The 12,132-nt window shown below is 74.4% G+C and carries 11 protein-coding genes and 1 pseudogene; 6 read left to right on the top strand and 6 right to left on the bottom strand.

Features of this window, described 5'->3' with window-relative positions; translation table 11 throughout:
• Positions 1-25: 25 nt before the first annotated feature.
• Complete coding sequence (locus ABD335_RS15670) at positions 26-937, bottom strand: RNA polymerase sigma-70 factor (protein ID WP_344323209.1); 912 nt, start codon at positions 935-937, stop codon at positions 26-28.
• A 142-nt stretch (positions 938-1,079) separates the two neighbouring features.
• Between ABD335_RS15670 and ABD335_RS15665 the strand changes: the two genes are divergently transcribed.
• Positions 1,080-1,961 carry an alpha/beta fold hydrolase gene (locus tag ABD335_RS15665; protein ID WP_344323207.1) on the top strand — a complete coding sequence of 294 codons (882 nt, stop codon included), beginning with the start codon at positions 1,080-1,082 and terminating at the stop codon, positions 1,959-1,961.
• Between the two features lie 59 nt (positions 1,962-2,020).
• Here the strand turns inward: ABD335_RS15665 and ABD335_RS15660 are convergent, their stop codons facing one another.
• The 4 genes and pseudogenes from ABD335_RS15660 to ABD335_RS15645 form a co-directional block, all read right to left on the bottom strand.
• Positions 2,021-2,395 (bottom strand): hypothetical protein, encoded by a 375-nt coding sequence (locus ABD335_RS15660; RefSeq protein ID WP_344323205.1) that lies wholly within the window; start codon positions 2,393-2,395, stop codon positions 2,021-2,023.
• Positions 2,396-2,509: 114 nt separating this feature from the next.
• On the bottom strand, positions 2,510-2,938 hold the full coding sequence (locus ABD335_RS15655) for a roadblock/LC7 domain-containing protein (protein WP_344323202.1): 429 nt from the start codon (positions 2,936-2,938) through the stop codon (positions 2,510-2,512).
• 58 nt (positions 2,939-2,996) lie between these two features.
• Positions 2,997-3,753: pseudogene (locus tag ABD335_RS15650) on the bottom strand (transcriptional regulator).
• Positions 3,754-3,770: 17 nt separating this feature from the next.
• Positions 3,771-4,175 carry a roadblock/LC7 domain-containing protein gene (locus ABD335_RS15645; RefSeq protein ID WP_344323200.1) on the bottom strand — a complete coding sequence of 135 codons (405 nt, stop codon included), beginning with the start codon at positions 4,173-4,175 and terminating at the stop codon, positions 3,771-3,773.
• 368 nt (positions 4,176-4,543) lie between these two features.
• On the opposite strand from ABD335_RS15645, the gene ABD335_RS15640 reads away from it, so the two are divergent.
• The 3 genes from ABD335_RS15640 to ABD335_RS15630 all read left to right on the top strand — a co-directional run bounded on the left by ABD335_RS15640 (position 4,544) and on the right by ABD335_RS15630 (position 8,307).
• On the top strand, positions 4,544-6,157 hold the full coding sequence (locus tag ABD335_RS15640) for an alkaline phosphatase D family protein (RefSeq protein WP_344323198.1): 1,614 nt from the start codon (positions 4,544-4,546) through the stop codon (positions 6,155-6,157).
• A gap of 25 nt (positions 6,158-6,182) precedes the next feature.
• Positions 6,183-6,710 carry a DUF1990 domain-containing protein gene (locus ABD335_RS15635; RefSeq protein WP_344323196.1) on the top strand — a complete coding sequence of 176 codons (528 nt, stop codon included), beginning with the start codon at positions 6,183-6,185 and terminating at the stop codon, positions 6,708-6,710.
• Between the two features lie 127 nt (positions 6,711-6,837).
• Positions 6,838-8,307 carry a GNAT family N-acetyltransferase gene (locus ABD335_RS15630; RefSeq protein WP_344323194.1) on the top strand — a complete coding sequence of 490 codons (1,470 nt, stop codon included), beginning with the start codon at positions 6,838-6,840 and terminating at the stop codon, positions 8,305-8,307.
• On the opposite strand, the gene ABD335_RS15625 is transcribed toward ABD335_RS15630, so the two are convergent.
• On the bottom strand, positions 8,243-9,508 hold the full coding sequence (locus tag ABD335_RS15625; protein WP_425583650.1) for a trans-sulfuration enzyme family protein: 1,266 nt from the start codon (positions 9,506-9,508) through the stop codon (positions 8,243-8,245). The genes ABD335_RS15630 and ABD335_RS15625 overlap by 65 nt on opposite strands.
• A 59-nt stretch (positions 9,509-9,567) precedes the next feature.
• Here ABD335_RS15625 and ABD335_RS15620 point away from each other — a divergent pair, with 59 nt between their 5' ends.
• Positions 9,568-10,050: an Lrp/AsnC family transcriptional regulator gene (locus tag ABD335_RS15620; RefSeq protein WP_344323192.1), complete on the top strand. Its 483-nt coding sequence runs from the start codon at positions 9,568-9,570 to the stop codon at positions 10,048-10,050.
• A gap of 62 nt (positions 10,051-10,112) precedes the next feature.
• Complete coding sequence (locus tag ABD335_RS15615) at positions 10,113-11,807, top strand: DUF885 domain-containing protein (protein WP_344323189.1); 1,695 nt, start codon at positions 10,113-10,115, stop codon at positions 11,805-11,807.
• Positions 11,808-12,132 lie beyond the last annotated feature (325 nt).

Here is a 12,132-nt window from a genome sequence, read left to right as displayed (position 1 = left end):
GCCGGGACGGGCCGCCCGTCGCCCGTCACCGCGCGAGGTGGGCCAGCTTCTCCGGGTTGGAGACGATGTAGACGGAACGGACGAGCCCGTCGGCCACGTCCAGGGCGAAGACGGCGAACGGACGTCCCCCGGAGGTGGCCAGCAGGGCCGGCCCGCCGTTGAGTTCGAGCGGGGCGATCTCCGGATCGGGGATCGGGGTCCGCGAGATCGCGGCCAGGAAGCGGGCCACCTTGTCGGCGCCCGTGATGGTCCGCAGCGGCGCCTTGGCCCTGCCCCCTCCGTCGCCGACCAGCCGGGCGTCGGGAGCGAGGACGGCGAGCAGACCGTCCAGGTCGCCCTCGGTGGCGGCGGCGAGAAAGCGCTCGGTCAGTTTCCGCCGCTGCTCCGGGTCGACCTCGAAGCGCGGGGTGCGTTCGGCGACGTGTCGGCGGGCGCGGGCGGCGAGTTGCCGTACGGCGGCCTCCCCGCGGTCCAGGGTCTCGGCGATCTCGCCGTAGGGCAGGCCGAACGCCTCGCGCAGGACGAACACCGCCCTCTCCAAGGGGGAGAGCGACTCCAGGACGACCAGCACGGCCATGGAGACGGACTCGGAGAGCATCACCCGCTCCGCCCCGTCCGCGACGGTGTGTCCGTAGTCGGTGACCAGCGGCTCGGGCAGCCACGGCCCGACGTACGCCTCGCGTCGGGAACGGATCCGGCGCAGGCGGTCGACGGCCAGGCGGGTGGTGGTCCGCACCAGATAGGCGCGGGGCTCGCGGACGGCCGCGCGATCGGCCGCCGACCAGCGCAGCCACGCCTCCTGCACCACGTCCTCGGCGTCGGTCACCCGGCCCAGCATGCGGTAGGCCACCCCGAGCAGGACCGGCCGGTGCTCCTCGAAGACGTCGACGCCGTCGGACCCCGTGCCGGACGCCGCGCCGGTCGCGCTGTCGTTCACCACGGGACCATCCCATCCGACGTGACCGGATGTGTCCAGACGCGGCCGGGTGACGGGGCCCCCGCTCTTCCCCGGACGGCCGGCTGCTGACATGGTGTCCACGCATGTGTGGCCACCCGTCCGATGTCTCCAGGAGGGTTCCATGACACCACCGGCCTCCTTCGTCCGCGTCGAGCCCTCGGACCGTCCGGCGTTCACGGTCGCGTACGAGCGGCACGGCTCCGGAGAGCCCGTGGTCCTGTTGCACGGCATCGGCCACCACCGGCAGGCGTGGGAGCCCGTGACCGGCATCCTGGCGGCCTCGCACGAGGTCGTCGCCCTGGATCTGCCCGGCTTCGGCGAATCGCCCGCGCTGCCGGACGGCCTGCCGCACGACCCGACCACGCTGGCCCCGATGCTGGCGGCCCTCTTCGCCGAACTGCGCCTGGACCGCCCGCACGTGGTGGGCAACTCGTTCGGCGGGCTGCTCGCCCTGGAACTGGGGCGTCGTGGAGACGCCCGCTCCGTGACGGCCTTCTCCCCCGCCGGTTTCTGGACCGAGCTCGAACGGCGCTACGCCTTCGCCGTCCTGACCGGGATGCGGGCGGGGGCCCGGCTGCTGCCCCAGCCGGTGGTCGAGCAGATGGCCCGCAGCGCGATCGGCCGGGCCGCGCTGACCGGCACCGTCTACGCCCGCCCCGGACGCCGTTCGCCCCGGGCGGTGGCCGCCGAGACCCGCGCGCTGCGCGAGGCGCCCGGCTTCGAGGCGACGCTGGAGGCGACGCTGACGGCCGGCCCCACGGAGGACGAGGCGCGCACCGCGGACGTCCCGGACATCCCCGTCACCATCGCCTGGGGCACCCGCGACCGACTGCTGCCGCGCCAACAGGGCGTCCGGGCCAAGCAGGCGATCCCCGGTGCCCGGCTGGTGCGGCTGCCCGGTTGCGGGCACGTGCCGATGAACGACGATCCGGCGCTGGTGGCGCGGGTCGTCCTGGACACCGTCGGCCGGCCGGCGGCCGACACGTCCGATCCGGACGCGTGACGCGCCCGGATCGGACGCGCCGCGCGTCCGATCCGGGCGTGTGCCGGGACGCCGAAGGGTCAGACCTCCAACCCGTCCTCGATCCTGCGCAGTTGGTGCCGGGCCATCGCCAGGTTCGCCCGCGCCTTGTCCAGGGCGAGGTAGAGGAAGAGGCCGCTGTTGCCCCGTCCCCTCAGCAGCCGGATCAGGTGGTACTGCCCGCCGAGGGTGATCAGGATGTCCTCGATCTCGTCCTTCAGCCCGAGCATCTCCATGGTCCGCGCCTTGGCGCGGACCACGTCCGTGTTGCCCGCGGCGGCCACGTTGAGGTCGAGTTCCTTGCCTCCGCCGATGGTGCCCAGGGCCATGCCGCTGGTGTAGTCGACGAGGGCGACTCCGAGGGCGCCCTCGATGGAGGTCATCGCTTCCTTCAGGGCGGTTTCGACGTTGGCCATGGCTGTCGCACTTCCTCTCTCCGCGCACATACGTGCACTTTTCGATACTTGTCAGAACTTCTCGGTCGGTTCCGGGCATGGTGTGCCCGTGCCGTGAGGTGGTCGTGGCGCGGCTCAGGCGTCCTTCGGCGGTTCCGCCGCGCCGTCGACCAGGTCTGCGATGCGTGCGCCGGCCCGACGGGCCTCCAGGTGGATCCGGCCCACGTTGGCGTGCGGTTCCGCCAGGACGACCAGGACGGCCGCGGGGCCCGCCGCGTAGGCGGCGACGTAACCCCTCTCCCCCCGCACCAGCAGTTCGCGGAACCGCCCCCGGTCGGCGTTGTCCACGAGCCGCAGGGCGCCCACGAGGACGGCCGCGGTGAGCGCCGCCAGGGTCTCGGCCTCCACGCCGGGGGCGTCCTGGGCCAGCGGGGCGCCGTCGACGCCGATCGCGACGGCGCCCGTCAGGTGGGGGACGCGGGCCCGCAGCAGGCGCAGTTCGTCGAGCACTCCGGGGTTCGCGGTCCGCCGGCTCCTGCCGGAGAGCTGCTTCAGGGCGCGCATCACGACGGAACGCCGGGGAGTTCGGACACGTCGCGGTCGGGGTGGTCGGCCGGGGGCGTCACAGGCGTGCCTCCAGGGCGCCGCGGATCCGGCGCAGCAGGACGACGTCCGGATCGGCGTCCGGACCGGCGAACGCCTCCGGGTTCCGGTCGGACGCGCGGGACGGCCTCGGCGGCTCGGGCGCCGGAGGCGTCTCGATGTGTCCGGCGGCGGCCGGCCTCCGCACGTCGATCAGCACGTGGAAGGCCGGACGGCCGAGCCGGCGGGCGATGTCGGCGGGGGTGCGCACGCCGTCCGCCGACTCCAGGACGGCCCGCTGCCTGCGGGTCGGTGCCGTGGTGCCGCCTCCCGCCCGCCGGACCACCGGAGCGGTGTCGACCCGCGGGTGTGGCCACAGCTCCTCCAACAGCCGTCCACGGCGCAGGATCTCCCGTTGCAGGGCCCCCCACGCGCACGGGGCGGACGGGCCCCGGCCGGCGGGCGACGCCGCTGTGGAAGCGGGCGGGGCCGCTGCCGGGGGCCAGGGCGAAGAAGGCCGCGTCGTACAGCGCGCCCAGGTGGCAGACCTCCGGCTCGCCGCGGGTCAACCGGCCGCTGTCGACCAGGAAGCGGCCGACCCGGCGGTGGGCGCCCGCCCGGTCCACGGCCTCCCGCCGGCCCTCGACGGGGAGCCGGCCGCCGCGGGTGAGCAGGGTGTCGATGCCCGGGGCGACGGGGCTCTCGGCGTACACGACCTCGCCGTCGCGGAGGTAGAGCGTTCCGCGGACCCGCAGCAGCGCTCCGGTGGCCCGCTCGGCCGCCGGGTGTCCCGGCATCGGGGAGAGGGCGGCGCTCACGCGAGCACCAGCCGTTCGGCGAGGTGCCGCAGCCGGATGCGGGCGAGGGCGAGGTTGCCGTCGTCCCGGTCGAGCCACAGGTGGACGAAGAGGCCGGCGTCGAAGACCCGCTCGACGAAGCGCAGCAGGTGGTAGCCGGTGCGGGTGGTGACGATGAGGTCCTCGACGGGATCGCCCTTGCCCGGCTCCCCGCGGCCGGCCGCCCCGGGCGCGGCGAACGCGGTGTGCTCGGCGGCCATCCGCGCGAGTTCCGCCGTCTCGGCCGCGGTGGTCTCGTGGTCGCCGCCCGCCGGGTCGCCGACCGCTCCGAGCGCGAGCCCACTGGTCCAGTCGACCACGGCGGCACCCCGGGCGCCGGGCAGTGTCATGGCTTCGAGCAGGCACTCGTCGATTCCGGGCACGCGTCTCCCCTCCTGCGCAGCGTGCGGACGCCCCCACCGGTGGTGCGGAAGTGGCGACGAGGTTACGCAACATGTCACCCGTTTCGGGTACATCTGATCGATTCTGCCCGCAGAAGCGACTTACTGTTCGAGCGGCAAATGAAGTTGTCATTTTCACGTCGCTCTCCGCCCGCCACCGAGCCGGCATCACGCTCCTCACCGTCCCCGTACGTCGCGTCGCGGAGCGCCGGACGGGTGTACGGCGGGGCACCGCGGCGTTTACCTGGAACAGGTGTCCACGCGACGGGGAGGTCTCCCGGTGTTCTCCTCGCGCGATCACCATGAGCGGCCGTACGACCGGCTCCATCCGAACTCCAGGAGGTTCGTCCATGACACGAGGAGACGCGTCCGCACACCCGGCGCCCGGACGGCGCGCCGTCCTGCGCGGCTCGCTGGCCGCCTCGGCGGCGCTGGCGCTGCCGGGCCTGACGGCGGGTACGGCGGTGGGCACGCCCGTGCGGACGGGCGCCGCGCCCGCGCAGGTGTTGTCGGGACGACCCCGGGCCGCGTGGGGCGTGCAGGCGGGGGACGTGACGGCCGGCTCCGCCCTGGTGTGGGTGCGCTCGGACCGCCCGGCCCGGATGTGGGTGGAGACCTCCGCCACGGAGTCCTTCCGCAACCCCCGGCGCGTGCGCGGCCCGCTCCTCGGTCCCGGCACCGACTTCACCGGGACGACGCCGCTGCGCGGGCTGCCGCCCGGCCGGCAGGTGCACTACCGGGTGGTGCTGGCCGACCCGGACGACCCGCGACGCACGGGCGAGCCGGTGTACGGCACCTTCCGCACGGCCCCGGAGCGGCGCCGGGACGGGGTGCGGTTCGTCTGGTCCGGTGACCTGGCGGGACAGGGCTGGGGCATCAACCCCGACCGGGGCGGCTACCCGATCTTCGACGAGATGGCCCGGCTGGACCCGGACTTCTTCCTCTTCAGCGGGGACACCGTCTACGCCGACGGGCCGCTGACGGAGACCGTCGCGCTGCCGGGCGGCGGGGTCTGGCGCAACGTCGTCACCGAGGAGAAGGCGAAGGTCGCCGAGACCCTCGCGGAGTACCGGGGCAACTTCCGCTACAACCTGCTGGCCGAGTCCCTGCGCCGCTTCAACGCCCAGGTGCCCTCGATCGTGCAGTGGGACGACCACGAGGTGGTCAACAACTGGTATCCGGGCGAGATCCTGACCGACGCGCGCTACACCGAGCGGCGCGTGGACGTGCTGGCGGCGCGGGCGCGGCAGGCGTTCGGCGAGTACTTCCCCCTCTCCTCCCCGCGGCGGGACGGCGAGGGGCGGATCTACCGGGTGGTGCACCACGGTCCGCTGCTGGACGTCTTCGTGCTGGACATGCGCACCCACCGGGGCGCCAACTCCCCCGGTCTGGAGACCTCCGACCCGCGGGGCGTGCTGGGCGCCGAGCAACTCGCTTGGCTGAAGCGGGAGTTGACGCGTTCGCGCGCGGTGTGGAAGGTGATCGCCTCGGACATGCCGCTGGGCCTGATCGTCCCCGACGGCACCAACGTGGAGGCGGTGGCCCAGGGCGACCCGGGCGCGCCGCTGGGACGGGAGTTGCAGATCGCCGAGTTGCTGCGGTTCGTCAAGCACCGGCGGATCACGGGCACGGTGTGGCTGACCGCCGACGTGCACCACACCTCGGCCCAGCACTACGCCCCGGAGCGGGCGGCGTTCGACGACTTCGCCCCGTTCTGGGAGTTCGTCACGGGGCCGCTGAACGCGGGCGCCTTCCCGGCCTCCGCCCTGGACGGCACGTTCGGTCCCGAGCGGGTCTTCGTCAAGGCGCCGGAGCGGGGGAACGTCTCGCCGAGCGAGGGCTACCAGTTCTACGGCCAGGTGGACATCGACGGCGACAGCGGCGAGCTGACGGTGCGGCTGCGCGAGGAGGGCGGCGCGGTGCTGTTCACGAAGACGCTGCGGCCCGGCCTGGTGGGGCAGTAGCGCCCGGGGCGCCTACGCTGCGCCCATGGACGATTCCACTGGCGGTCCCGCGGCCGGTCCGACGTACGCCGAGGTGGGGGCGACCCGCGAGGGACGCTTCCCGCCCGGCTTCGGCCGGCTGCGGGTCCGCACCCGCCTCGGTTCGGGCCCCGGGGTCTTCGAGGCCGCCGCCGACGCCGTGCTGTCCTGGCGGATGCACCGGGCCATGGGGGTGGAGATCACCGCCGACGCGCCGCGCGCCGACCCCGGCGTGCGGGTGGTGGTGGGCCTGGGTGTCGGCCGGCTGCGGCTGCGCGCCCCGTGCCGGGTGGTGTGGTCCGAGAACGGCGAGCGGCGGGCCGGCTTCGGCTACGGCACACTGCCGGGGCACCCGGAGCGCGGCGAGGAGGCGTTCGTCGTGACGCGGACGGAGGACGGGACGGTGTGGCTGGAGGTGCGGGCGTTCAGCCGTCCCGCGCTGTGGTGGACGCGGGCCGCCGGCCCGCTCGTCCCGCTGTTCCAGCGGCTGTACGCCCGTTGGTGCGGGGTGACGCTGCGGCGACTCGTCCGATGACGGCGGTGGAACGGCGACAGGGCGACGGCAAAATCTCGGCAAAAAGGGCAACAGTCCCAGAAGGCCCTTAACCCATCGGTCACAGTTCGTTCGTGATCAGGCAACACCGGTCGGCGAGAGTGACGGCATGACCGAATCCTCCGCACGCCGCGCAGACGTCCGCACCGTTCGCCGCCGCGGGGCCCACGGCCCCCGCCACTGGCGACACGATCTGGTCGAGTTGGCCGCCCTGTTCACCGCCGTGACCGTGGCGGACAGCGTCGCGAAGACGGTGGTGCACGGACCGGACGGTCCCGTCCTGCTGATCCTGTCGGCCGCCGCCCTGCTGGCCACGGCCGGCATCCACACGTGGTGGGCACGGCGCCGTCCCCACCCGCCGCCCGACCCCGAACCCGGTGATCACGGCGGTCGGGAGGCGCACGAGGCGGCGGGGACCGGCGCGGCCGACGCGCGCCCCGAGGAGGAGCGGTCGGCGCTGTGGCGGCTGCGCACCACCGTGCGGGAGCGGCCCGGTTCGCTCGCCGCGCTGTGCGGCGCGCTGGCGAAGCACCGGGTGGACGTCATCGGCCTCCAGACCCACCCGCTGGGCGAGGTGACGGTGGACGAGTTCCTGCTGCGGGCACCCGGATCGCTGGAGGCCGAGGAGCTGACCCGGGCGGCGGCCGCGGCGGGCGGCCGGGACACCTGGCTGGAGCGGGCCGACGCCCACGACCTGGTGGACGTCCCCACCCGGGTGCTGGGCCTGGCCACCCGCACCGCCCTGGACACCGCCGAACTGCCCTTGGCGCTCCGGCAGTTGCTGGGTCGCTGCACGATCCGCTGGGTGCCCGCGCGCCTGCCCGGGGAGCGGGTGGACGGCGATCCGGTGCCGGAGGACGGCGTGTTGGAGGAGACGGTCATGCGGCTGCGCGACCCGCACGGCGGGGCACTCGTCGTCGAGCGCCCCCACCTGCCCTTCACCCCCACCGAGTTCGCCCGGGCACGCGCCCTGGTGGAGCTGGACGCCCGGTTGGACGCCCAGCCGACCACGGTCTCCTCCGGCGGGGGCACGGGGACGAGGATGCCGCGCCGCCGCGAGACGCTCACGCTCCCGGAGGGGAACGAGATCACCGTGCGGCGGGCGGACACCCGCGACCTGGAGGCCGCCAAGGCGATGCACCGGCGGTGCTCGACGCGGACGCTGTCGGCCCGCTACCACGGTCCGGTGAAGGACGCCGACCGCTACCTGGACCACCTGCTCGGCCCGCGCTTCGGCCGCACCCTGGCGGCCGAGACGGCCACGGGAAAGCTGGTGGCGCTCGGCCATCTGATGTGGGACGGCGACGAGACCGAGGTGGCCCTCCTCGTCGAGGACGTCTGGCAGCGCCGCGGCATCGGCACCGAGCTGCTGCACCGCCTGGTGGACATGGCCGCCGACGCGGGCTGCGAGCACGTCTACGCCGTGACGCAGGCGCACAACACCGGCATGGTGTCGGCGATGCGCGGCCTGGGCCTGCCGCTGGACTACCAGGTCGAGGAGGGCACCCTGGTGATCACCGCCCGGCTCGCTCCGGTTCCCGCCGCGGCGGAGCGGACGAGCGGTCGCCGAGCCCCGTGACACCGCCCTCGGCGCCGTTGGAGGCCGCCCTCGACGCCGCGTCCGAGGAGGCGTCGAGGGCGGCGTCCAGGTCGCGCCACAGGTCCTCGACGTCCTCCAGGCCGACCGACATCCGCAGCAGCTTCTCCCCGATCCCACCGGTGCGCCGGTGGGTTTCGCCGATGATGCGGTGGCTGATGGAGCCGGGGTGCTGGATGAGGGTGTCCACACTGCCGAGGCTGACCGCCGGGGTGATCAGCCGGACGCCGGCGATCACCGAGTGGGGGTCCCCGTGCACCTCGAAGGAGACCATGGCGCCGCCCAGCCTCGGGTAGTGGACGCGGGCGACGCGCGGGTCGGCCGCCAGGCGCCGGGCCAGTTCGGCGGCCGTGGCCGACTGCGCCCGCACCCGCACCGGCAGGGTGGCCAGTCCGCGCAGCAGCAGGTAGCCGGCGAGCGGGTGGAGGACGCCGCCGGTGGCGAAGCGGATCCGCCGCAGCCCCCGGGCCGTCTCCTCGTCGCAGGCGACGACACCGCCGAGGACGTCCCCGTGGCCGCCGAGGTACTTGGTGGCGCTGTGCAGCACGATCCGGGCGCCGTGCTCGACCGGGCGTTGCAGGACGGGGGTGGCGAAGGTGTTGTCGACCAGCAGCGGCACGGAGCCGCAGGAGTGCGCGACGGCCGCCAGGTCCATTTCGGCCAGGGTGGGGTTGGCCGGCGTCTCCACCATCACCAGTCCGGTGTCGGGTCGGATGGCGTCGGCGATTCCGGCCGGGTCCGTCCAGGTCGTCTCGGTGCCCAGCAGCCCGCTGGTGAGCAGGTGGTCGCTGCACCCGTACAGGGGGCGCACCGCCACGACGTGCCGCAGGCCCCGCGAGGCCCTCTCCAGCAGCACGGCGCTCAGGGCGGCCATTCCGCTGGCGAAGGCGACGGCCGCCTCGGTCCTTTCCAGCCTGGCCAGGGCCGTCTCGAAGCGCGCCACGGTGGGGTTGTCGAGCCGGGCGTAGACCGGCGGCCCCTCCAGCCGGGCGCCGGTGGCGGCGAACTCGTCCAGCCGGGCGGCCTCGGCACGGCTGTCGGGGGACGGATAGGTGGTGGACAGGTCCAGGGGGGCGACGTGCAGGCCGAGGGCGGCGAGGTCCTCGCGGCCGGCGTGCACGGCCTCGGTGTCCGGCGAGCGGGGTGGTGTCGCGGGTGTCGTGTCCATGCTGTCCTGAGGCATGGAACGATGCTGAACAGCTACCGGCGTGTAGCGGCAACACGCCGTGCTACGTTCGGCGAATGCCCGATTCCGTCGCTCTCGATCCGGTCGATCTGGAGATTCTGCGCCTCCTGCAGAACGACGCCCGGACCACCTACCGCGACCTCGCCGCGGCCGTCGGCGTCGCCCCCTCGACATGTCTGGACCGCGTATCACGACTCCGTCGCAGCGGGGTAATCCTCGGTCACGCACTGCGTATAGATCCGGCCAAAGTCGGGAGGCCCCTGGAAGCCCTTCTTTCGGTCCAAGTCCGGCCCCACAGAAGGGAGTTGATCGGTCCGTTCGTGGACCGCGTGCGGGCCCTGCCCGAGTCCCGGGCGCTGTTCCACCTGACCGGTCCCGACGACTACCTCGTCCACGTGGCGGTCGCCGGCACCGCCGACCTCCAGCGTCTGGTGCTGGACGAGTTCACCTCGCGCCGGGAGGTGGCCCGGGTCGAGACGCGGTTGATCTTCCAGCAGTGGACGTGCGGGCCCCTGCTGCCGCCCGCGCCCACCGCGTGAGCCGGCGGCGGAGGCCGTCCCCACGGTGACGCGGCAGGGGGTTCCGTATGAGGATGTGCCCCATGCCCGAAGCCACGAACAGCGCGCCCCTGCCCCGGCAGGTCGCCGACGCCCACGTCGACGCCCTCGTCGAACTCGACCCCGTCCTCGGCACCTACCTCGGCCTTCCCGAGAGTTCGGACCGGCTGCCCGACTTCTCCCCGGCCGGCCGGGAGGCCCGGGCCGAGCTGTGCCGCACCACGCTGGCACGGCTCGCCGAGGCCGAGCGGCGTCCCGGCGGCGACAGCGCGGTCGAGCGGCGCTGCGCGCGTCTGCTGCGGGAGCGGCTGACCGCCGAACTGGCCGTGCACGACGCGGGCGAGGGGCTGCGCGCCGTCGGCAACCTCAGCTCCCCGGTGCACTCGGTGCGCGGCGTCTTCACCGTGATGCCCACCGTGAGCGACGAGGACCGGGCGGCCCTCGCCCGGCGGCTGCGCGCCGTCCCGGCCGCGCTGGAGGGCTACCGCGCCTCCCTGGAGGCGGGCCTGGCGAAGGGGCTCCCGGCCGGCCCCCGCCAAGTGTCCACGGTGATCGGGCAGTTGGACGAGTGGACCGGCTCGGGCGGCGGGGGAAGCTGGTTCGCCACCCTCGTCACCGACGGCCCCGAAGCCCTCCGCGCCGACCTGGAGAAGGGAGCCGCCGCGGCCACCGGCGCCATGGAGGGCCTGCGGGACTGGCTGCGCGACACCTACGCCCCCGCCGTCGACGGCGCCCCGGACACCGTGGGCCCCGAGCGGTACCGGCGGTGGGCGCGCTACTGGAACGGCACCGACCTGGACCTGGGGGAGGCATACGCGTACGGCTGGGAGGAGTACCACCGCGTCCACGCCGAGATGCGCGCCGAGGCCGAGAAGGTCCTGCCCGGCGCCGCGACCCCCTGGGAGGCGCTGCGGCACCTCGACACCCACGGCAGGGCGATCGAGGGCGTGGAGGAGACCCGCGCGTGGCTCCAGGACCTGATGGACGAGGCCATCGAGAAGCTGGACGGCACGCACTTCGACCTGGCCGAGCCGGTACGGCGCGTCGAGTCCATGATCGCCCCGCCCGGCAGCGCCGCCGCCCCGTACTACACCAAGCCGTCGCTGGACTTCTCCCGACCGGGCCGCACCTGGCTGCCGACGATGGGCCAGACCCGCTTCCCCGTCTACGACCTGGTCACCACCTGGTACCACGAGGGCGTTCCCGGCCACCACCTCCAGCTCGCCCAGTGGACCCACGTCGCCGACCGGCTCTCGCGCTACCAGACGACGGTGGGCATGGTCAGCGCCAACGTCGAGGGCTGGGCGCTGTACGCGGAGCGGCTCATGGACGAACTCGGCTTCCTGGACAGCGCCGAGCTGCGACTGGGCTACCTGGACGCGCAGATGATGCGCTCCACGCGGGTCATCGTGGACATCGGCATGCACCTGGGGCTGGAGATCCCCGACCACTCCCCCTTCCACCCGGGCGAGCGGTGGACCCCCGCCCTGGCCCAGGAGTTCTTCGGCATGCACAGCGGGCGCCCGGCCGACTTCGTGGAGAGCGAGCTGGTGCGGTACCTGGGCATGCCGGGGCAGGCCATCGGCTACAAGCTGGGCGAACGCGCCTGGCTGGCGGGGCGCGAGGCGGCCCGCGCGGCGCACGGCGACGCCTTCGACGCCAAGAAGTGGCACACGGAGGCCCTCTCCCTGGGCTCGCTGGGGCTGGACGACCTGGTGGCGGAGCTGTCCGCCCTCTGATCCGCCCGCCGCGCACCGTCGCCTTCCGTCACCCGCCCGTGGGGGCACGCGGCCGCACGCGCCCCCACGGGCGGGGTTTCCGTCCGGCCGCCGTCCCCCCGTCCCGGCCGCGCACCCGCGCGATCCCCGGCACACGGCCGCGGGGAGCCTCCGGCACCCCGCGCGACGCCTCCGCGTCCTCCCCGGTCCACCGTCGCGTTCCCCCGGCGTCACCGCCGCGCGGCAGGGACGCGAACGGAAGAGGAAGCCTGCGTTCCGTCCTTGTCGCGCCCCTCGGTCCGCCTCTCCGACCTGCCCTTCGCCGCCCTCCGGCGGGCTTTCTCGG

Source organism: Streptomyces macrosporus, assembly GCF_039533145.1.
Lineage (GTDB): Bacteria > Actinomycetota > Actinomycetes > Streptomycetales > Streptomycetaceae > Streptomyces > Streptomyces macrosporus.
The sequence above is the reverse complement of the archived record's forward strand: the minus strand, read 5'-3'. Positions and strand labels throughout refer to the sequence as shown.